We start from the raw sequence: 20866 nt of genomic DNA, 5'->3' as shown, positions 1-20866 counted from the left end.
TCATACATACCATCAGCCATATCCAATCAATGCTCTCATCGATCGATCAGTAATGCATTGATCAATAGCAGTTACCGGAGAGAACCTTTGGTGATTCAGAATTATCAGTATGAGATGGGGATTCAAGCTTCTCTATGCTGCTGTTCAGTTAAAGATTATTGACAATAATCCACGATTTTAAGCAACAAAAGCCGTAGACAGTTTGTGGTTATGCGCCAGAATAAAACACAATTGAGGAGCGAGTTGGAGGAAGTGTAAAAAAATAGTCATGGATGGCTATTGTCTGCCCGGTTTTATGCTAGTTTTTTAGATAGCGATATTCGCTTTTTTGAGGGTATGACTACTGAGCCTGATTCCATGTGCTCCTCAAACAAATCCCCTGAGTGAATTGGGAGGTGTCCTGATCCGCTACTGTTAATGGAGTTGGAAAGGGATTGAGGCCATGTGTGGATAGGGTGATCTCTGCAGGTATGGATGGCCACAGTGAGGCCGATGACTTTTTCAGCTATCTCACTGTCGTTCATAAGGGGCTTATCTTTAATCACGGGAAGAGTTTCTTACCGGCCTTGAAAGATAATCTGTCTATCAGAGGTTACCGGGCGCCGAACAATATTATGCGGTCGAACTGAGTGATCAGCACCGCGAATGTGAGGCTGTTAAAGTGCAACAGAGCGCTAAGATTGAACGACAACCTGGCTTTTTGCCCCGATCCGATTTTCAGAGATTGTTGGATGGGATTGTGCAATCCGGTTATCAGCTGTTGGGACCTGTTGTGAAGGATGGGGCAATTCAGTTAATGGAGATCTCCAATGTCAATCAACTGGCAAAGGGGATGACCAATGAACAGCAACCTGGTCGTTATCGGCTACAACAGGGTGCCGGTGAACGGTTGTTTGATTGGAATCACGGACCGCAAGGTCTTAAACCGTTCTGTTTCGCCCCCCACGAAGTACTCTGGGTTGAACAGAAGGACCCATTGAGATTCACAACCCGCCTACCCGATGTGAAACCGACTGCTGTGTTAGGGGTGAGAGGCTGTGACCTGTCGGCACTGGCGATTCAGGATCAACACTTTCTGCATGCCGGTGGTGCCGATCCCCACTATCGGCAGCGACGGGAGCAGTTATTGTTGATCGGCATCGATTGCGCCCACTCAGCGGAGAGTTGTTTCTGTGTCTCAACCGGTGATGGGCCGAGCGTCAATCAGGCAGTCGATATTGGATTATCAGAACTTGATGATGGATTTCTGGTCTGGTGCGGAAGTGATCAGGGTGAGGCTGTTCTGCAGCGGATCGATTTGGCCACGGCAGAATCTCAACAGCTTGAGCAAATGGAATATCAGACAGATCAGGCGGCGCGTCAACAGCAGCGAAAACTGGCGAAACCTGAAGAGCTGATGCGTCTCTATCAGCGGCTTGAACATGTCCAGTGGCAGCAGGTGGCTGATCGCTGTCTGGGGTGTGGCAACTGTACGGCTGTCTGTCCCACCTGTTTCTGTTACGACACCCAGCATGAAGTGTCATTGGATGGATTGTCCGCACAAAATGTTCGTCAGTGGGACTCCTGCTTCAGCGCCAGTCACAGCAGTATGGGCGGTTTCAAGGTGCGTGGAAATATCCTCAGCCGTTACCGTCAGTGGTTGACCCATAAGTTGGCGGGGTGGCAGGAGCAGCAAGGGCGTATTGGATGTACCGGTTGCGGTCGATGTATCACCTGGTGTCCGGTGGGAATCGATCTCACCGAGGAGACCGACACCATTCTGTGGGAGGGGAGTCTCGATGAGTGATCTGCATCTGCCCCGTACTGCAATTATCGATGAGCGCATTCAGGAGTCGCCAACCATCTTTACCCTCAGATTGAGGTTTGAGGATGCGGCCGCCCAGGAGGTGTTTGAGTTCTCTCCCGGGCAGTTCAACATGGTGACCCATTTCGCCGCCGGTGAGATACCGATTTCGATCGTCAATGATCCTAAGGACAGCCACTATTTCGACCATACCATACGGGTGGTTGGCCGGGTTTCCGAGGCGATGTCGAAACTGCAGCCGGGAGACCGGGTGGGGATTCGCGGACCGTTCGGCAGAGGCTGGCCGGTAGCGGATGCGGCGGGACGCGATGTGTTGCTGGTGACCGGTGGTCTGGGTTGTGCGCCATTGGTATCAGTGATTCGCTATCTGATGAAACGACGCAATCAGTTTGGTCATCTGCACATCCTGCAAGGGGTCAAACACTCCAATGATCTGATTTGGCGGGAGCAGTATGACGCCTGGGCCAGGGAGCCTGATGTCAATGTGCTGCTGGCAGCCGACGTGGTAACCCGTGAGTGGCATGGCCAGCAGGGGATGGTTACCGAACTGATCGGGCAGCTCAATCTGCGCCATGGGCGCACCCTTGCGATGTTATGCGGGCCGGAAGTGATGATGTTGGCAGCCATCGCCAATCTGCGGGATCTTGGGATTGCCGACCACCAGATCTGGTTCAGTATGGAGCGCAATATGCAGTGCGGCATCGGACAGTGTGGCCACTGCCAGATCGGGGCCAAATATGTCTGTCGGGATGGGCCGGTGTTCTGTTACTCCGAACTGGCAGATTTAATGGGAGCGAAAGGCTTTTGATCCCTCAATGGCATGAACCCTATCCGCTGTATTGAGCAACCCATAGAGCTGGGCAACTATTATGGCCACAGATAAACCGAAACTTGCCGTACACAAATTCAGTTCCTGCGATGGCTGCCAGTTGGCGCTACTGAATCTTGGCGAACCTCTACTGGCGTTACCCGGGCTGGTGGATATCGTCCATTTTGCTGAAGCCGGCCCGAATTCACCCGATCAACCGGTGGATATCTCACTGGTTGAAGGGAGTGTCTCCACCCCGGAGGATATTGAACGGATTCAACAGGTCAGACAAAACAGTAAGCTGCTGGTGAGTATCGGGGCCTGCGCCACCAGTGGGGGTTTGCAGGCGTTGGCCAACTTTGCCAACCGTCATGAGTGGATGGCATCGATCTATACCGATCCTGAAAATATCGAAGTTCTGAACAGTTCCGATCCCATCTCGAAGCATGTCAAAGTGGATCTGCAGATTCAGGGGTGTCCGGTCAATTCCGCGCAGGTGATCGGCGCTTTGAGGGACCTGCTCTCAGGGATTGCGCCACGACCTGAAGTTCACTCGGTCTGCATGGAGTGCAAGCGTAAAGCGGTGATCTGTACGATGGTGACGAAAGGGGAGCCCTGTATGGGGCCGGTCACATTGGCCGGTTGCGGTGCTCTGTGTCCCGCTGCCGGTCGGGGTTGCTACGGTTGTTACGGGCCGGCAGAGCAGCTCAATGATCGATCCATAGCCGATCGATTTGAACAACTTGGTCTGGATGCACAAGCCGTACTGAGACGATTCCGTTTTATTGCCAACAGTGCAGCCGGATTCAAAACAGCCAGCGAAGGGCTGCGAGGTGATACCGATGGCTGAGCATCGCGATATCCATATCAACGTACCGGTATTGACCCGTGTCGAGGGTGAAGGCGCCCTGGAGCTGGACATTGTCGGTGGTGAGATCGAACGGCTCAATCTGCGTATCTTCGAGCCCCCCCGACTGTTCGAGAAATTTATCGAGGGCTATGAACGAAACCAGGTGATCGACATGGTGGCGAGGATCTGCGGGATCTGTCCGGTCGCCTACCAGATGAGTGCCGTTCAGGCATTTGAGCGTCTCTCGGATTTTACCCCGGATCCCTGGGTAGAGGGGATGCGCAGAGTGATGTACTGCGGTGAATGGATACAGAGCCATGCTCTGCATGTCCATCTGCTTGCCGCACCAGACTTTCTCGGTTTCGAATCCGCCATCGCCATGGCGGCAGACTACCCCGAGGCGGTGCGCCGAGGTCTGCAGCTGCAGACCCTGGGCAATGATCTGATTGCCATGTTTGGTGGTCGCTCAGTACATCCGGTGGGAGTCAGGGTAGGTGGTTTCTACCGTGCGCCCGATCGTTCAGCAGTAGAGACGATGTTGAAGCGGCTGCAGGCGGCTCTGCCGGAAGCCGAGGCGCTGATCGGCTGGACTGCGGATCTGAGTTTTCCCGATGACAATCAATCCTTCATCAGTGTGGCGCTCAGCGATCCCGATGAGTATGCCATTGGTCAGGGAAGGTTGATTTCCGGTCAGGGGCTGGATATCGATATCTGCTATTTCGACAGCCACTTCAAGGAGATTCAATCGCCCCATTCAACCGCTCTGCATTGCGAACTGGAAGGGCGGCCCTATCTGACAGGCCCACTGGCAAGATTGAATCTGAATTTTCATCAGCTGCCGACAGAGGTACGCAGGTTGATGGAAGGCTGCGGTATCAGTTTCCCCAGCCACAATATGTTCCATAGTATCGTGGCCCGGGCGATCGAACTCTACTTTGCCATCTCCGAGGCAATTCGCTTGCTGCAGGACTATGAGAGTCCGGCACACCCTTACCGGGAGGTGGAAGCGGTGGAGGGGAATGCCTTTGGCTGTAGTGAGGCGCCGAGAGGGATCCTCTGGCATCGTTATGACGTGGATGATGCCGGCATAGTGCGCTATGCGCGTATCGTACCGCCAACCAGTCAGAATCAGGGGCGCATTGAAGAGGACATCGCGCAGTCGCTGCAGAAATTCGGCCTGGATCAAACCGATGAAAAGCTGCGGCTGCGGGCTGAGCAGGTGATACGCAACTACGATCCCTGCATCTCCTGCGCAACCCATTTCCTCAAGCTGAACGTCAATCGCGGATGATCAGGGTCATTGGTGTCGGTTCTCCCTTTGGTGCGGATCGGGCCGGCTGGCTGGCGATCGAACACCTGCAGGGCTGTCAGCTGGAAGATTGTGAACTGGTCAAGCTGGATCGACCTGGCAGTGGGCTGTTGAACTACCTGCGGGATGCGGATCAGGTGGTGCTCATCGATGCCTTGAAATCGGCTGGCAGGGCCGGTGAGGTGTCACTGATCAGCCGGGAAGCGTTGGCACAGTGTCATGAACTCACATCATCTCACGGCTTCGGCGTATCGGAAGCCCTGGCACTGGCAGACCAGTTAGGGGAGTTGCCGCCACAAGTTTCGCTGCTGGGCATTCATGTTGGTGATGATCAAAATGGACCGCCTTCACTGGATGTGGTCTCACTCGAACAGCAGCTCCAAATCCTGCTGACCGGTAAGTGAGTATAAGCCCAAGCGCGTGTTCCACTGTCAAAGAGATTGTTCACTTGGAATGCAGGGCAATAGCTCCATTACTGTCGGATAGAGAGTGGTCGATGCAGATGCTGACCAATTCGCGACTGTTTGCGGTGATTCGTGTCATTTAAGGCTAAAAGCTTTGAGTAGCCCATAAGAAATTCCGGTTTGTGCCGCTATGATTTCCAGAGGTTGAAGAGTTTGATTGGGTCATTTGATTCCGGGATTGGTGCATGAGGCTGAAACAGATCGGGCGTTTTCAGGTGGGCAAAGAGCTGGGCTCCGGTAATCAGGGTACCGTTTATCTCTGCCATGACAGCCAGTTGGAACGCCAGGTAGCGATAAAGCTGCTCGATAAGGTATTACAGGATGCTGCATTCCGCGATGAAGCGCGCACCATGAGTAAGCTGCAGCATCCCAATATCGTTTCGATCTACGAAGCGGGTGAACATCAGGGTACGCCATTTCTCGTCTTCGAATACGCACAGGGTAAGCTGCTCTCGGATCATATTCAGGGTGACCCACTGGAGCTCCCTTTGGCGTTGAAGATTTTCGAGGGTCTGCTGGATGGTATGAGTCAGGCCCACCGGTCGGGGATCGTCCATCGGGATCTGAAACCGTCGAATATCATCATCGGTGAAGATAAACAGCCGAAGATCATGGACTTCGGTATCGCCAGATTGCTCTCTGAGGCCAAAGGCCCCGACAAACAGCTGATCGGCACACCCAGGTATCTGGCACCCGAATATATCCAGGCCGGAGAAGTGGGTCCCCAGGCTGATGTGTTTGCCATGGGATTGATTCTGGACGAGATGCTGACCGGAATGCCGGTGTTCAGTGGCCAGAGTCAGCAGATCGTCATCGATGCCATTCTCAAGCTGGAGCCCAAGCCGCCGTCTCAGTTCAACTCCGCAGTGGATGAAAAACTCGACCGTTTTATCCTTAAATCCCTGGAGAAGGATCCGGCACTGCGCTACAGCGATGCGCAGGAGATGCGGGATGCCTTCAAACAGATCTTCAAGTCAGCCGAAGCAGAACCGGCTTCCGATGTGGAGGTGAGCGGTACAGTCGATTTTCTATTGCGGCGGATGAAACGTAAGAGTGACTTCCCCGCTTTGTCCCAATCGGTTCGCAGTATCAATGCCATGTCGGATGTGAGTGATCGCAGCGTCAATCAGATGGCTGGTGTGATCGTTAAGGATTTCGCTCTAACCAACAAAATATTGAAGGTCGTCAACTCGGCCTACTATGGTCGGTTCTCCGGTCATATTGGAACCGTTTCCAGAGCTGTTGTGGTACTTGGCACGCAGGCGATCCGCTCTTTGGCCGCTTCGTTGATATTTTTTGATCATATTGAGAATAAACAACAGGCTGACTATCTGCGGGAACTGGTCTCTTCTGCACTGTTTCGCGCCACACTGGCACAGAATGTGGCTGATGAGATCGATCAGCAGGAGGCTGAGGAGTATTTTCTCACCGGGTTGCTCAGTGATCTCGGCAAAGTACTGGTTGCCTTCTATCTGCCGGAAGAGTCGAAAGAGATTGAACGGTTGATCGAGGTTGAGAAAAAGGAACCCGTTTCAGTACAGCACACCGTGCTTGGGGTCAGTTTTGAAACCATCGGTATTGAAATAGCCAAGCAGTGGAATTTCCCCAAACCGTTAACCGACAGTCTGAAGTCCTGGCAGGGAGATCACTCACCGGTCAACCGGACTGAGAAGCGTCGCCTGGTTTCCCTGTTCGCCGATGAGGCGATGAAGGTGATTGTCGAGAACGGCTCTGATGATAAAGCCGCGCTGGATAGCCTGACTAAAAAATATTCCAAGAGCCTGAAACTTGGCAGTAAGAAAGTGGCAAAGCTGACAAAGCAGTCTGTTGAGGATTTTCAGGAGTTGGCCGAGGCCATTGCAACCGATGTGTCGAGCAGTTTTGTCAAAAAACTGAAGGATGGTCAGGAAACGCCGGCCAAGGGTGGTGCAAAAAAGCGTGAAAAAACCGCGACAATCACTCAGGATGGTTTGGATAATACACAGATACTCGATGAGGCTACCCAGACACTTGATGAAAAGAGTGTAGAGCAAGCCGTGCACAGTGACGAGGATACGGAAGCACTGCTGATGGACGGTCTGCAGGAGGTTACCGGGATGCTTGTGGGAGACCATAGCGTCTCTGAAATCTTCAATGTCGTATTGGAGACGATGTATCGGGCGGTCGGTTTTAAACGGGTGATCCTGGCGTTGCTGAATCCGAAACAGGGTGAGATGGTGGGGCGGCTTGGATTCGGCGACTCAGCCGATGAGTTTACCAGGGCATTTCACTTCTCCACCAAGTACCGGGTCGATGTCTTCCATGGCGCCATGAAAAATTCGGTTGATGTCTATATAGCCGATGCCACGGATAAAAAAATACAGGGAGACATCCCGGACTGGTATAAAAAGATCTCAAAGGCGGGCTCCTTTTTAATCTTTCCCATTGTGGTCAATAAACGTGCGGTTGGTTTGATCTATGCAGATCATGCCAAACCGCATGGGTTGGCGATCGATAAAAAACGATTGAATCTGCTGAAGTCTTTGAGGAATCAGATTGTACTGGCGGTAAAGTCTTGAGTTTTTAGTCCGCAAATGAACGCAAATAAGAGTCACGAATTGTATTCGTGTTAGATTGGATTGGACTATATAGTGGCATAATCTGTCACTGTTGTACGTTACCAAAAAAACTAGCGTAGTGGCTAAACAATATCTAGATTGCCTTTTTCTTTGAATTAGGAGCTTATAAATATCTGATGCTGCCCTATCTGGCTATGGCAAAGACTTCTATGTGAATTTGTCTGATAAATGGCTCTGAATTCATAGGTTTCCCATTATTGCTGGTGATTAGTAGCTATTTCTGGATTTAATAAACGCTATTACACAGTTCGGTAGCAGAGTTATAGAATAAAGCTGCCATTGATTTGTTGCATTGAAATAGGCGGTTTTCGGCCAACTCAGGACATTCCTGATCTGCGAGCAGAGGTCGCCTACCTAGCCGAAGCAGTCCAAAGCCGGGGACGGCTTAATGACCGCGTTGTCAGAAAATCGGACATTCAACCTTTTATTCCCTATCTAAATCATTAATGTGCTAAAATTGATCTTGTAATCCAGCCCGTGGATACCTTCCACAGAAACCCAACTTAGTCGGGACTACTCGTTGACATTCGGCCAATTCTGGTCGGCACGATCCTGTCGCCTCTTCTGAGACTTAACTCGAGGAGTGACAATGTTCACAGTCCCGCTCTCCGCGCGTTCAATCGCGCCCTCAACTGATCCTAACCCTGTCGTCAGAAACGAAACGGCGAATTCCGTACAGCCTCAAATCAGTGGAGTCAAGAAGCCAATCTCCACTGCAATCGTCTATTGTGAAGCCAACTTTGGCGCTATCGATGGCAAGACCGCCAACGGGCTTGTTCGCCAATCAGAACGGTATCAGATCCTCTCGGTCATCGACAGCGAACAGGCCGGTCTTGATGCCGGCATGGTTCTTGACGACGAGCCCAACGAAATTCCCATCTGCCGCGATTTGACCAGCGCACTGACACAGGCCGGCACTGTGCCCGATTACTTCATCTTCGGGATGGCGCCAGCCACTGGCATGCTGTCGATACATGAGCGCAGCCTCATACTTGAGGCCATGAGCCATGGGATGAGTATCGTCAACGGCCTGCATGAATTTTTAAACGATGACCCGATATTCGAAGCGGCATGTATAGCGAACCAGGTAGAGATCCTGGATGTACGAAAACCCCGGGACAAGAAGGATTTGCGCATGTTCAGCAGTGCTATCGCCAATGTCAGCTGCCCACGTATCGCCGTTCTCGGCACCGACTGTGCCATTGGCAAGCGGACGACCGCCACCATCCTGACCCAGGCCCTCAACGAGCGTGGATTGAAAGCAGTGATGATCGGGACAGGCCAGACCGGTTTGATCCAGGGTGCCCGTTACGGCATCGCGCTTGATGCCATCCCTTCACAATTCTGCGCCGGCGAGCTGGAAGCGACCATCGTCGAAGCATTCGAAATCGAAAATCCCGATGTCATCATCATCGAGGGACAGGGTGCGCTGAGTCACCCGGCCTTTTCTTCTTCGTCTTTCATCCTCCGTGGCAGCTGCCCCAATGGCATTGTGTTGCAGCACGCACCGGGACGCAGCAAGCGCTGTGACTTCGATAACATGTCGATGCCGACACCGGCCTCTGAAATCAACCTCCTCCAGACCTTCGCCGATACCAAGGTCATCGGCTTGACAATCAACCACGAGAACATGACTGATGACGAAGTCAGTGCAGCCATCACACAGTACGAGCGAGAGCTCGGCATCCCGGCCACCGATGCGCTGACCCGGTCACCCGAGCGCCTGGTGGAGATGGTGCTTGCCGCGTTCCCGAAACTCGAGAAGCTGCTGCCCGCCGCCGCATGATGCCCGCGCCGCGGTTGGAGATCGATCTCGACAAGATCTACCACAACGCTCGCACGCTGGTTGATCGACTGGCCAGTCGTGGCATCTCGGTGACAGGCGTCTCGAAGGCAACACTCGGCTCACCGGAGATTGCAGGCGTGTTTCTGCAGGCGGGTGTGAGTGCCCTCGGCGATTCTCGCATCGAGAATATCGAAGCGATGCGTTATGCACAGGTACCCGCATCGATGACAATGATCCGTTCTCCGATGCTTAGCCAGGCGGAACGGGTCGTAAGACACGCCGATGTAAGTCTCAATACCGAAATTGAGGTTATCAGAAAACTATCGCTCGAAGCGCAGAAGGCAAATCGTAGGCACGGGGTCGTACTCATGGTTGAGCTGGGCGATCTCCGTGAAGGTATCATGCCCGATGACCTGATAGACACCGTACGTGAGACCCTCAGCCTGCCCAACATCGTGTTCAAAGGTATCGGCACCAATCTCGCGTGCCGTAGCGGAGTGTCACCTGACAGCCAAAACATGGCGGTGCTGTCCAAGTTGGTAGACTCTATCGAGGCGACATTCGGACTGACGGTAGACATTGTATCGGGCGGGAATTCTGCCAACATACAGTGGGTGTTCAGTGAAACAGACACCGGGCGGATCAACGATCTCCGCATGGGCGAATCGATCCTGCTCGGTTGTGAACCTCTTCATCGTACACCAATTGATGGACTGCACACCGACGCCATCACCCTCATCGCTGAAGTGATCGAATCGAAGGTCAAGCCATCACGTCCAACGGGCGAAATTGGACAAAACGCGTTCGGAGAGAAGCCAACCACTACAGACCGTGGGCATATCATGCAAACCATCCTGGCCATTGGCATACAGGACATCGACCCGTGCGGCCTGCAATCACCTGTGGGGACCGAGATCATTGGGGCCAGTAGTGACCACCTCCTCTTGGACTCTGGCAGCTACGGCCTATCCGTCGGCGCGGAAATGATGTTCCAGCTCAACTACAGCGCTCTGGTACGCGCCATGACCTCCCCTTTTGTCACCAAGATCGTCAAACACCATCGGGCAAGTATGGTACAGCAAGATTGGACTTCAGGGTTGCCCCGGGAACAATAGACATCTCCGGCGTATAACTCCTAATTACCATGCTGGTAAGTGCCTGAAAGAAAACTTGTTGGTTCCGAAATCCCCCCCCCCCCCAGCTCTTTCAAATGAAAAGTCCGGGATTCCACAATGCATGAGAAGGATTGCCGTATTTGAGTGCCATTAATCCCGATTACTGACCGTCCGCAATGGTCGCACACTTGCCAGTCACTGGATTCGGCGACAGACCGGAGATGCTGAACAGCGGTCGCAAGGAAGTAAAGGCTTCAGACAACTGGCGGCAAAAAAGTGGACAATAGAGTAAACGAATCTGTTCGCCATTATTCTAACGTCGCCTGCCGCTACGCCCTTTAGTTACTCTATCGGGTCCGACACGGATCGTGCTTCCATTGAGGTTGCTGTTGTTTAGTGCTGCGAGAGTTGCGCGTGCCTCATGACCTTCCATATCGAGGGTCGCAAAGCCCTTGGACTCACCGGAAAAGAGATCTTTTACTAGGGCCTGTTAACACCAATCCAATGCGCAACAGGGCGCATTGGATTGGTGTTAACAGGCCCTAGCTTGAGGGAACGAACCGTTCGTGTTCTGAAAAGCGGGAGGCCAGAAATTCTTCTGTAGTCGATCCTGGTAGGCCGCGCACTGAGAGTATTATCAATGTGTTTTGCCTTTTGTCGATGTATGAACATTGATCTATATGTGGCAGTACAGATTCAAGCCATCATAAATGAGATGTGGAACTCTGCCACTGATAAGGCAGAGTTCGCTTTAATACAACAGGCTACATGAGCACGACAGTTCCGCTTGAGGGCCTTTCTGGCCCGCAGTTTCGGAAAATTCAACCTTTTCACACTCTGTCAGGTCGCGATGACCTTCAGCAACGATTGAACGGAAAAAAACAGGTCTTTTCCTGCTTCACGTTCGATAAAATCAGAACCTTTTGCGCTGTCGAACCACTTGACGGTTCCGGTTTGCCTTTCAGACATCTGTAAATAGCTCAAACAAACTAAAATTTACCAGCCTTTGAGGGCGGTCATTCACTACAAATCTTGGAAAAACACTATGAAGGTCGACTCGGATGAAACTGTGAGGAAACAGCGAATATAAGACGATACAGGCAGGACTAGGATCTTACAGGGTGTTCACCATTTATAGCTTAGTACTGAATTGCAAATCGGATATTTTATACAACCACTGGATTAATATTTGACCAAAGCATGTATAAACAAGGGATGAGACTGAGGTCTGACGGTTGATTTCCCGATAAGCCAAGGCGTATTTCCAGAAAAATAAAAAGCTATTCGGCATGACTTCAACTATAATCACTGTATTGCGATGTCTTAGGGCAAAGGATTAAGCCATATGTCACTGTAAAGACACACACAAATTCGGTATACAAAATTTGAAAGCAAATATATTGCTTTATCCTATTGCAACCCGGTGCAACATTATTTCTCATAGGTGCTTTCGCCGCAATCGGATGATGCGGTATCAGTAAACAGGCCTCGTCATGCAGTTTAGCCGCAAAAAAATAACCGTTACAGACGACACAGTAATTCATTTTCCAGGGTACGAGTCATGGAATAGCATGGCAGAAATGGCGACCGTGGCAGCGGATGTCAACAAAGAGCGTGTACTCTGTAGAGTATCGTTGAATATATTGGAAGATAAATTTGGTGTTATGGATGAATCACCGATCAGATGTGTCGCTCATCATCGCGCCGTTATACAAGAGGCGGCGAGAAGGTTGATTCAGAGCGAGTCTTTCGAGGATGATGGGTCAATACTGATTCGTTCAGGCGATCTATGACAGAAATATCCGGTACTCCTCAGTAGATCAATTTTTACTGCTTTGTGTTCCGACTACGTGACGCTCCTGATCATATAGCCACCGGATTTTTCATCAGCTTCCAAGATCACTAAATTTCTTTCCTGTGCCTCTTCAAGCAGCGCATTGAAGGTGCTGAAGCCATGGTATCGCTCACTGAAACCGGGTTTACGACGCTTCAAGGTTTGCTTGACCATGGAGCCCCATACTTTTCCTCTTTCTCCGCGTTCCTGAATCAGATCTTCTACCGTGGCGACAACCAGGTCCAGTGCTTCCTGCTTTCTCTGCTCCTCTTCACTAGGTTGCTTCTTTGAGGCTTTCTTTTTAACGGTTTTTTTGCTGGAACTTTTACGTCGGTTTTGGCTGGGTTTCTTGCTATCTCTCACCAGATCGTCATAGAAGATAAACTCATCGCAGTTGGCAGTAAGTAGGTCTGAAGTGGAGTTCTTGACGCCGACACCAATTACAACCTTGTTGTTTTCGCGTAACTTACTGACGAGTGGGGAGAAGTCAGAGTCTCCACTGATAATGACGAATGTGTCGAGATGAAGCTTGGTGTAGCATAGGTCCAGGGCGTCAACTACCATCCGGATGTCTGCCGAGTTCTTGCCTGACTGGCGCACGTGGGGAATCTCTATCAATTCGAATGCCGCTTCGTGCATGGTTGCTTTGAACTCTTTGTAGCGATCCCAATCACAGTAGGCCTTTTTTACAACGATATTGCCTTTCAGCAATAAACGCTCAAGAACTTTCTGAATATTAAAGGCTGCATAGTTGGCATCACGCACCCCCAATGCAACATTCTCAAAGTCACAGAAGATGGCCATATTTTGGGTTGGGTTCGATTCAGGCATTGGTTACTGTCCTGGTATAGGTCTTCCTACCTGTAGGATAGCCAACTTATCCGTTGTTTGTCGGTATCACAAGAAAAATAATATCCTCATGTAATGGTAGATACTGTTGAATCGTTAACCTTGTGCATAGATCTGATTTTTTCAGAGACGATTTTTTGAATTCAGTTTTGGCGTCAAAGATCATGTGAGGGCGTCGCTCAGGTCACTAAGCAGAAATCGGTTCTTTCAGTTCGTAGTCTGTGTTCGGCATGAGATGAAGAAGATCAGAGCGACTTTATATCCTGGTTTATCTGATAATTGATCGAATACAACGAGTACGGCCACCTATGTGATATCTAGTAATCTCTTTTGGATTTCCGGGGAAATCTATGAATCGTAATATTGGGTCCAGCTGTATCTCATTGAAATCCATAATTTAGGTCACCTCTATGATCGGTCAAGGAGAAGCATAAAAGCCCCTCTCCACCGGCCCCTCTCCCGTAAGGGGAGAGGGCAGTTACCCTCTTCATCTGTTTGGTACGCTTATACTTGGTGCTTTTTCTAACCTTAATCTTCCGTTTGGTGATCATTTTACGTTAAAACTCTCGGTAGGCTAGAGAAACCGACTGAAATTAACCCGTTAGAATCCTATCGAGCAGGGTTCATGGGGTTGCAGTGATAGCCTGTTATTTTTTACGACTTGATTTAACAGCTCCAGATCTACCTGCAACTGCATAGCCATTCACGTTTATTCGCAGACTGTTTAAAAATTCTTAGGTGGGTTGAATCGCGGAGTGTAAGTTTTTGCAGCCCTGAAATGAAGCACCGGGTTACAGATGGTGTCTCTGTAACCCGGTGCTGAGTGCCAACCAATCGGTTGTCGGTGCAAATCCTTTTGCGTTGGTCTTTACTACATGGTGTCCTTCGCTACGACATTGGAGAGGTTACTTTCATTACCAGAGAGGTCGTATGCTGTGATCGCGAAGTAGTAAGTACCGGTTTCCAGGTTTTCAATTACATGGTTGTTGATGGTGCAGTCATCCACATCCACTACCGGTGAGAGGTTGCTGTTGCTGGTTCCCATGTAGAGTCTGTAGCCGGAGATTTCACTCAGGTCCAGTGAGCTGCCGTCAGTTCTGGTGGCAGGTGCTACCCAGTTGAGTGAGATGGTACCAGTGGTAGGTGTGGTCTGGGAGGCTTCCACTACCAGGGTCATCGGGCTCAGTGATGCCGTGTCAGTGCCATCGGATACGCTGATCACGATGTTGTTGTAGCTGCCTTCATCCGCTTCTGCCGGTGTACCGCTCAGGGTGCCGTTGCTGCTGTTGAAGCTGGCCCAGCTTGGCAGGTTGCTGATACTGAAGGTCAGAGTATCGTTGTCAGCATCGGATGCGGTTGGTGTGAAGACATAACCGTCGCCGACTACCACGCTCTGATCAGGTGTGCCGCTGATAACCGGTGCGTTGTTGGGTGCTTCGACATCATGGATGGTGACAACACTGACGGATGGATCGTTCAGAGTGTAACCAGTGCTTGGCTCGTTAAGGTGAACTTCAAAAGTCTCTGCACCTTCATCGGTTGAGTCAGACATGGTGTTGATGCGGATGGTCTTACTGGTTTCACCGTCGAGGAAGTTCAAGGCTGTCCAGACATAACCGGTGTAGTCCTGAGAGTGTCTGGCTTCGACGCCGTAGGTTCCGAAGTTGACGTTTGCTGCGCCGGTACCGTTGTTACGGGTAACGGTCAGGGTTACGGTGCTGCCTTCTTCCACATCATAGCCGTTGCTGGCGAACTGGAAGGTGCCGCCCTCTTCAGCCACATCGACAACGGTGATGGCGAATGTCGCCAGGCTTGCCTGCTCGCTGCCGTCAGAGACGGTGATCACGATGTTTGAGTAGCTGCCTGCTGAGTTGGAATCAGGGGTGCCGCTCAGTTGACCGGTGCTTGAGTTGAAGCTGGCCCAGCTGGGCAGATTGCTGACGCTGAAACTCAGGGCGTCGCCATCGGGATCGCTGGCAGTCGGAGTGAAACTGTAGGCGCTGCCTTCATCCAGACTGGTGGCCGGTGTGCCACTGATGGTCGGTGCACGATTGGTGTCGGAGACGGTGATGCTGAATGCGCTCAATGAAGCTGTGGCGGAGCCGTCAGAGACACTGATTCGAATGTTGCTGGTGGTGCCTTCATCATCCATGCCCGGTGTGCCGCTCAGTACGCCGGTGGAGGTGTTGAAGCTGGCCCAGGAAGGACGATTTGCGATGGAGAAGCTGAGGCTGTCGCCATCCGCGTCATCGGCGGAAGGTGCAAACCGGTAGCTGCCGCCTTCGGCAACGGAGGTTGCAGGTGAACCGCTGATGGTCGGCGCCTGGTTGGTGCCGGTGACGGTAATGTTGAAGGCGCTCAGTGAAGCAGAGGCGGAGCCGTCAGAGACACTGATTCGAATGTTGCTGGTGGTGCCTTCATCATCCATGCTCGGTGTGCCGCTCAGTACACCGGTGGAGGTGTTGAAGCTGGCCCAGGAAGGACGGTTTGCAATGGAGAAGCTGAGGCTGTCGCCATCCGCGTCACTGGCGGAAGGTGCAAATCGGTAGCTGCCACCTTCGGCAACGGAAGTTGCAGGTGAACCGCTGATGGTTGGGGCCTGGTTGGTGCCGTTGACGGTAATGCTGAAGGGGCTCAATGCTGCGGAGGCGGAACCGTCTGAAACACTGATCTGAATGTTGCTGGTGGTGCCTTCATCATTCATGCCGGGCGCGCCGTTCAGTACACCGGTGGAGGTGTTGAAGCTGGCCCAGGAAGGACGGTTTGCAATGGAGAAGCTGAGGCTGTCGCCATCCGCGTCATTGGCGGAAGGTGCAAATCGGTAGCTGCCACCTTCGGCAACGGAAGTTGCAGGTGAACCGCTGATGGTTGGTGCCCGGTTGGTGTCAGTCACAGTAATACTGAAGGCGTTCAGGGAGACGGTGTCGGTACCGTCGGAGACACTGATGCGGATATTACTGGTGGTACCGGCATCGTCCATGTCCGGAGTGCCGCTGAGCTGACCGGTGGAGCTGTTGAAGCTGGCCCAGGTTGGTCTGTTGGCGATGGAGAAACTCAAACTGTCGTTATCCGCATCACTGGCACTTGGGCGGAAGCTGTAGGCCTGGCCTTCGGCTACCTGGGTGCTGGGAGAACCGCTGATCACTGGCGGTGTGTTTTCCGGAGTTGGATCTGGATCGGGATCTTCACCTGCCACGAAGCAGTCGCCGGGTGCCCGGCGAATGACCGCATTGGCTGAATCCACACCGGATACCACATCAACTTCACAAGGTACGAATGGAGGAGCAACCTGCTTGATGCGCCAGATGCCTCTCTTATCGACAGTCGCACTGCCAACTGGCAGGATCGAATTTGCTACAAACGCGTTGACTTGGGCGCCGGGCTCTCCCTGACCTTTGATTACCAGTTTATCCTTAGCATTTCTCCATACAGCTTTGTAGATGGAGAGATCGGCAGCTTGGGCGAGGTTGATATCTGCAGAAAACAGGGCTGGGAATAAAATCAGCGGAAGGAGTTTGCGTGTTGCGTTCATGACCAGTGTGACCTCGAAAAAGATTTTCCCTAAAAAGTTGTTGCTCACTATGGCGGTCAATCGGGCTTTTTATGCAGACACAAGGTCACAGTTTTAGTGGACGGAATTCACACTATTTGCGCTTCCTCACGGCAGTGTGAATTGGCTCGAAAATAGAACAGAAGGAGTTCACAATTTATTCTCAAGTTGCTCAGGCTTGAGGGCAGGAATTCGGCTTTTCATGGTCACCATATTAATTGTTGACTGTTAAGCTATGTTTTTAGAATGCCCCTGTTTTAACAATTAAACATCGTTGGTTTAGATCCGGCATGAAGAAAACAGGCGGCACTGTTTTTCTGCTGTAAAAAGTGAATTTTCGAGTGAGGATGATATGAAAAGAATTTCCAGACTGTTTCTCTCGGTATTTTCCATTATGTTTTTTTACGCTCAGCAGAGCATCGCCTCTTCCTACATCATCGATACAGAGGGGGGGCACGCCTTCATCCAGTTCAGGATCAGTCACCTGGGTTACAGTGTGCTGGCCGGACGTTTCAATCGGTTCTCCGGGGATTTTGTCTACGATACGGGCAATCCCTCTGCTGCTTCCGTCAACGTGCTGGTGGAGACGGGGAGTATCGATTCGAATCATGCGGAGAGGGACAAACACCTGCGGGATGAGGATTTTCTTGCGGTGAAGCAGTTTCCGCAAGCCCAGTTCGTCAGCAGCTCATACAGTGAGCGCGAAGATGGTAGTGGACTGTTGAAAGGTAATCTGACCCTCAGGGGGGTTACCCGGCCGATTGAAATCGAAGTGGAGCATGTGGGCGCGGGCAGCGACCCCTGGGGAGGCTATCGGCGTGGTTTTACCGGTAGGACCCGATTGGTACTGGCGGATTTTGGTATCACCAAGTATCTTGGTGACGCCGCCAAAGAGATGGAGCTGATCCTGGGAATCGAAGGAATTCGCAGCAAGTCGCAGCGCAGCTCCAGAAAACCACGGTAATATCCCTGTCGCGCAGCATCGGTATGATTGGCAGAGCGTCGCCGGGATCTCAGGATCGGTGTCAACAGGGCCTATGATACCCACTCAGAGGTGCGTTCGCCTATCCAGGTGACCTGAAAGCGGATCCTGCGCCAGGGATTGTCATCATCCAGTAGGCGTATGATGGTGGCTTCCAGGCGCTCCCCTTGATCGAGCAGACGCGCCAGGGTTCGGTTTTCCCGTTTCGGGATATAGCCCAGATGCTCGTTTTTAAACCAGACTGCGATGGCGTACCGGTCGTGGGGATTACTCGGTTCCCGCTTCAGATGGAGAGTCTCTCCCAACTGTAGAAAAGGCCAGATGGCCGGTCCGCGATGGTATTGAAAGCCAGCCAGCGGGGACTCCTGCAGGATAACTTTTTTCCGGCTAGGGATGGTTGTTGTTCTGCTGTGAATCTTTCTGGCCAGATGTCTGACGGGAAAGCGGAATAGGGCAGCAAGCATTTGGCTCTGTTTCATCGTTTGTGCTCCAGGTCGTTGGAGTTGATGAGAGTACCATTCGAAGAGGCTCATTCTATGAGTCCACCAAAACTAATCTGTTGGAGAAACCATGCTGGAATATGTTTTTTTCGACCAACGTCCGTGGCAGGACTTTGTCGATTACCTGAAACAACTGGGATTGGCGATTGAAACGGCGCGGGATGATGGGGAGTGGCTGGTCTATGTTCCGGAGGAGTTGGACGATGAGATGGATGAAAAAATTGAAACCCGCTACGAAATTCTGCTTGAGATGAATGAGCAACTGATTGCCGACCAGCAGGGAAGCTCACATGTGGATATGGCGGGGATCAATGTGAGTCTGATGGATGGTCGGGTTGTGCAGGCGGAGGTGGATCCACAACTCATCAATCGCCTGCTGCAGGTGGTTTCGGTGGAGGAGCTGGGTGAGTTTGTCCGTGCCATAGCCCTGGCGGTCGAGCAGGGGGATGAACGGCCACTCTGTCAGCGTTGAGTCTTTTCCGTGGATGCCTCGAGTGCATCATCGGTCCGTTGCTTACCGGCCTTAAGGGCCTTTTCTGTGGCGATCCTTGCCGCTTTTTTCTGCTCGACCAGCTCGATGTACTCTTTAGGTGACTGATTGATGCTTGTCTGGGGTGGATTGTCGCTGCTCTGCATGACATAGGTAATGCCAAGGATCAGGGCGATGAAGAATACAAAAAAAGCTGTCCTGGACATAATTCCTCTTCTCCCGGCGGGCCGCGCCAATCAATTGGCCGCTAGTGGATCCCGGCTCACCGTCGTGTCGGTTGAGAGCAGCAGAGATGCCGCCCGAAACTGCAACCCTATAACGGGAATTATAACAGGCCCGGGGCCGGGTTATCGGCTGTGCAGCTGCAGAATCGGCCAGTTTCGCTGTTTTGCCACTTCCGCAAGGGTCTGGTCCGGATCAACCGCGACCGGATGCTCCACCTGCTCCAGCAGCGGCAGATCATTATGGGAGTCACTGTAGAACCAGCTACCCTGCATGCTCTGTTCAAACTCATCCAGCCAGTCGTTCAGCCGGCTGACTTTACCTTCGCGGAAGCTGGGGGTTCCGGCAACCTCGCCGGTATAGTGGCCGTCGATCTGTTCCGGCTCCGTGGCGATCAGGTGGTCGATCCCGAAACGCTGGGCGATGGGGGAGGTGACAAAGGCATTGGTGGCGGTAATGATCAGCGGTAGATCCCCGGCCTGACGGTGCTTCTCGACCAGTTGTCGGGCCTGTTTGCTGATCAGTGGCGTAATCTTCTCTTCAATGAACAGTGCCCGCCATTGATTGAGTTTCTCCGGAGGGTTTTTTCGTAGTGGTTTCAGGGAGAAGCGCATGAACTCGTGGATATCCAGTCTGCCGGCTTTATAGTCTTCATAGAAGCGTTCGTTTTCACGCTCATACTGCTCTCCATCCACAATGCCCTGTTCCACCAGGAAACGGCCCCAGAGGTAGTCGGAATCACCGGCCAACAGGGTGTTGTCCAGGTCGAAGATTGCCAATGCCATGATTATGTCCTGCTTGTTTACTCAATGAGTTATCTATGGTCTGTGTGGCTATTTTACCTGGTTAAACGGTAAATGTTGTTAATGGATTATTGCTCAGATTGCCGACCGTTTAATTAAACAATATCCAGAAGTTCTGCGAAGCACGCCCGGAGCGGTGAAATGGAATATTCTTGGCGACTGACGAAGAAAAATATATGACTACCGTACAATTTAGGAATTTCCATGATATGCAATGGCTTAAGTTTGCTGCCTTGCTGCACTACATGGATTATGGAAGAATCACAGTCTAAGAATGTGACAAATTTTGGCGGATCAATTGATTGACTCAGACGGCTTTAGACCGAATGTCGGCATCATCCTGTGTAATGACGATCGTCTCCTGTTTTGGGGACGCCGCACCGGACAGGATGCCTGGCAGTTCCCCCAGGGCGGTATAAAGCGGGACGAAACCCCGGAAGAGGCGATGTACCGGGAGCTGAATGAAGAGGTGGGCCTGAATGCCGACCAGGTCTCGATCATCGGCTCTACACGCAGCTGGCTGCGCTACCGTCTGCCGGAACGCTATATCCGCCGTCACAGCGAGCCGCTCTGTATCGGTCAGAAGCAGATCTGGTTTCTGCTGAAGACAAACTGTGGTGAGGATGCCTTTTGCCTGGATCACACAGAAACCCCGGAGTTCGAGGAGTGGCGCTGGGTAAAGTACTGGCATCCCGTTCGCGAAGTGATCTATTTCAAACGTAATGTCTACACCAAGGCTCTGGAAGAGCTGGCGCCACTGCTCTATCCTGAGGGAGTTCCCGGGCGCTCCCTGACAAGCTATCTCCGGCAGAATCGTCGTTGATGCTGAACGATTTCCCATCGGGCCGATAGAAAACAGCGAAAATGGATGTCAATCACCGC

General features: G+C 51.9%; 18 protein-coding genes. 12 read left to right on the top strand and 6 right to left on the bottom strand.

Annotation, left to right across the window (positions count from 1 at the left end; genetic code table 11):
• The first annotated feature begins 739 nt into the window (after positions 1-739).
• The 8 genes from A3193_RS12535 (at position 740) to A3193_RS12500 (ending at position 10754) form a co-directional block, all read left to right on the top strand.
• Positions 740-1786 (top strand): 4Fe-4S dicluster domain-containing protein, encoded by a 1047-nt coding sequence (locus tag A3193_RS12535; RefSeq protein WP_235614993.1) that lies wholly within the window; start codon positions 740-742, stop codon positions 1784-1786.
• Positions 1779-2612 carry an FAD/NAD(P)-binding protein gene (locus A3193_RS12530; protein WP_069003891.1) on the top strand — a complete coding sequence of 278 codons (834 nt, stop codon included), beginning with the start codon at positions 1779-1781 and terminating at the stop codon, positions 2610-2612. Before A3193_RS12535 ends, A3193_RS12530 begins: the two co-directional genes overlap by 8 nt.
• Positions 2613-2673: 61 nt before the next feature.
• Positions 2674-3462: an NADH-quinone oxidoreductase subunit B family protein gene (locus tag A3193_RS12525; RefSeq protein WP_069014996.1), complete on the top strand. Its 789-nt coding sequence runs from the start codon at positions 2674-2676 to the stop codon at positions 3460-3462.
• Entirely contained in the window at positions 3455-4753 is a 1299-nt protein-coding gene (locus tag A3193_RS12520) for a Ni/Fe hydrogenase subunit alpha (RefSeq protein WP_069003893.1), read from the top strand. Before A3193_RS12525 ends, A3193_RS12520 begins: the two co-directional genes overlap by 8 nt.
• Positions 4750-5175 (top strand): hydrogenase maturation protease, encoded by a 426-nt coding sequence (locus A3193_RS12515; RefSeq protein WP_071934330.1) that lies wholly within the window; start codon positions 4750-4752, stop codon positions 5173-5175. The genes A3193_RS12520 and A3193_RS12515 overlap by 4 nt, the downstream gene beginning before the upstream one ends.
• A gap of 245 nt (positions 5176-5420) precedes the next feature.
• Positions 5421-7793, top strand: a complete 2373-nt coding sequence (locus A3193_RS12510) for a serine/threonine protein kinase (protein ID WP_069014995.1) — start codon at positions 5421-5423, stop codon at positions 7791-7793.
• Positions 7794-8442: 649 nt separating this feature from the next.
• A complete protein-coding gene (locus A3193_RS12505; RefSeq protein WP_069014994.1) occupies positions 8443-9639 on the top strand; it encodes an N-acetyltransferase DgcN family protein in 1197 nt (398 codons plus the stop codon).
• 14 nt (positions 9640-9653) lie between these two features.
• Positions 9654-10754 carry an alanine/ornithine racemase family PLP-dependent enzyme gene (locus A3193_RS12500; RefSeq protein WP_305782034.1) on the top strand — a complete coding sequence of 367 codons (1101 nt, stop codon included), beginning with the start codon at positions 9654-9656 and terminating at the stop codon, positions 10752-10754.
• An 840-nt stretch (positions 10755-11594) separates the two neighbouring features.
• On the opposite strand, the gene A3193_RS21105 is transcribed toward A3193_RS12500, so the two are convergent.
• Complete coding sequence (locus A3193_RS21105) at positions 11595-11723, bottom strand: cold-shock protein (protein WP_414630446.1); 129 nt, start codon at positions 11721-11723, stop codon at positions 11595-11597.
• A 524-nt stretch (positions 11724-12247) separates the two neighbouring features.
• Here A3193_RS21105 and A3193_RS21100 point away from each other — a divergent pair.
• Positions 12248-12547, top strand: coding sequence for a DUF1488 family protein (locus A3193_RS21100; protein ID WP_069003896.1), 300 nt, complete (start codon positions 12248-12250; stop codon positions 12545-12547).
• 53 nt (positions 12548-12600) lie between these two features.
• Here the strand turns inward: A3193_RS21100 and A3193_RS12485 are convergent, their stop codons facing one another.
• Together A3193_RS12485 and A3193_RS12480 are read right to left on the bottom strand one after the other, a co-directional pair.
• Positions 12601-13419, bottom strand: coding sequence for an NYN domain-containing protein (locus A3193_RS12485; protein WP_069014993.1), 819 nt, complete (start codon positions 13417-13419; stop codon positions 12601-12603).
• A gap of 889 nt (positions 13420-14308) precedes the next feature.
• Positions 14309-16969 carry a putative Ig domain-containing protein gene (locus tag A3193_RS12480; protein ID WP_141694790.1) on the bottom strand — a complete coding sequence of 887 codons (2661 nt, stop codon included), beginning with the start codon at positions 16967-16969 and terminating at the stop codon, positions 14309-14311.
• A 370-nt stretch (positions 16970-17339) separates the two neighbouring features.
• Between A3193_RS12480 and A3193_RS12475 the strand changes: the two genes are divergently transcribed.
• Entirely contained in the window at positions 17340-17951 is a 612-nt protein-coding gene (locus A3193_RS12475) for a YceI family protein (protein WP_069014991.1), read from the top strand.
• A gap of 71 nt (positions 17952-18022) precedes the next feature.
• On the opposite strand, the gene A3193_RS12470 is transcribed toward A3193_RS12475, so the two are convergent.
• Positions 18023-18448, bottom strand: coding sequence for an HIRAN domain-containing protein (locus tag A3193_RS12470; protein ID WP_235614992.1), 426 nt, complete (start codon positions 18446-18448; stop codon positions 18023-18025).
• A 91-nt stretch (positions 18449-18539) separates the two neighbouring features.
• Here A3193_RS12470 and A3193_RS12465 point away from each other — a divergent pair, with 91 nt between their 5' ends.
• Positions 18540-18941: a hypothetical protein gene (locus A3193_RS12465; RefSeq protein ID WP_069003900.1), complete on the top strand. Its 402-nt coding sequence runs from the start codon at positions 18540-18542 to the stop codon at positions 18939-18941.
• Here the strand turns inward: A3193_RS12465 and A3193_RS12460 are convergent.
• Together A3193_RS12460 and A3193_RS12455 are read right to left on the bottom strand one after the other, a co-directional pair.
• Positions 18932-19165 carry a hypothetical protein gene (locus tag A3193_RS12460; protein WP_069003901.1) on the bottom strand — a complete coding sequence of 78 codons (234 nt, stop codon included), beginning with the start codon at positions 19163-19165 and terminating at the stop codon, positions 18932-18934. The genes A3193_RS12465 and A3193_RS12460 overlap by 10 nt on opposite strands.
• Positions 19166-19306: 141 nt before the next feature.
• A complete protein-coding gene (locus tag A3193_RS12455; RefSeq protein ID WP_069003902.1) occupies positions 19307-19966 on the bottom strand; it encodes a histidinol-phosphatase in 660 nt (219 codons plus the stop codon).
• A 316-nt stretch (positions 19967-20282) separates the two neighbouring features.
• Here A3193_RS12455 and A3193_RS12450 point away from each other — a divergent pair, with 316 nt between their 5' ends.
• Positions 20283-20807, top strand: a complete 525-nt coding sequence (locus A3193_RS12450) for an RNA pyrophosphohydrolase (protein WP_068991698.1) — start codon at positions 20283-20285, stop codon at positions 20805-20807.
• Positions 20808-20866 lie beyond the last annotated feature (59 nt).

The organism is Candidatus Thiodiazotropha endoloripes (assembly GCF_001708965.1).
Taxonomy (GTDB): Bacteria; Pseudomonadota; Gammaproteobacteria; order Chromatiales; family Chromatiaceae; genus Thiodiazotropha; species Thiodiazotropha endoloripes.
The sequence above is the reverse complement of the archived record's forward strand: the minus strand, read 5'-3'. Positions and strand labels throughout refer to the sequence as shown.

Coding starts and splice junctions, on each gene's coding strand:
- A3193_RS12475 (WP_069014991.1), top strand. CDS start 17,340: ATGAAAAGAATTTCCAGACTGTTTCTCTCGGTATTTTCCATTATGTTT.
- A3193_RS12480 (WP_141694790.1), bottom strand. CDS start 16,969: ATGAACGCAACACGCAAACTCCTTCCGCTGATTTTATTCCCAGCCCTG.
- A3193_RS12505 (WP_069014994.1), top strand. CDS start 8,443: ATGTTCACAGTCCCGCTCTCCGCGCGTTCAATCGCGCCCTCAACTGAT.
- A3193_RS21100 (WP_069003896.1), top strand. CDS start 12,248: ATGCAGTTTAGCCGCAAAAAAATAACCGTTACAGACGACACAGTAATT.
- A3193_RS21105 (WP_414630446.1), bottom strand. CDS start 11,723: ATGTCTGAAAGGCAAACCGGAACCGTCAAGTGGTTCGACAGCGCAAAA.
- A3193_RS12455 (WP_069003902.1), bottom strand. CDS start 19,966: ATGGCATTGGCAATCTTCGACCTGGACAACACCCTGTTGGCCGGTGAT.
- A3193_RS12460 (WP_069003901.1), bottom strand. CDS start 19,165: ATGTCCAGGACAGCTTTTTTTGTATTCTTCATCGCCCTGATCCTTGGC.
- A3193_RS12485 (WP_069014993.1), bottom strand. CDS start 13,419: ATGCCTGAATCGAACCCAACCCAAAATATGGCCATCTTCTGTGACTTT.
- A3193_RS12510 (WP_069014995.1), top strand. CDS start 5,421: ATGAGGCTGAAACAGATCGGGCGTTTTCAGGTGGGCAAAGAGCTGGGC.
- A3193_RS12520 (WP_069003893.1), top strand. CDS start 3,455: ATGGCTGAGCATCGCGATATCCATATCAACGTACCGGTATTGACCCGT.
- A3193_RS12465 (WP_069003900.1), top strand. CDS start 18,540: ATGCTGGAATATGTTTTTTTCGACCAACGTCCGTGGCAGGACTTTGTC.
- A3193_RS12525 (WP_069014996.1), top strand. CDS start 2,674: ATGGCCACAGATAAACCGAAACTTGCCGTACACAAATTCAGTTCCTGC.
- A3193_RS12515 (WP_071934330.1), top strand. CDS start 4,750: ATGATCAGGGTCATTGGTGTCGGTTCTCCCTTTGGTGCGGATCGGGCC.
- A3193_RS12470 (WP_235614992.1), bottom strand. CDS start 18,448: ATGAAACAGAGCCAAATGCTTGCTGCCCTATTCCGCTTTCCCGTCAGA.
- A3193_RS12530 (WP_069003891.1), top strand. CDS start 1,779: ATGAGTGATCTGCATCTGCCCCGTACTGCAATTATCGATGAGCGCATT.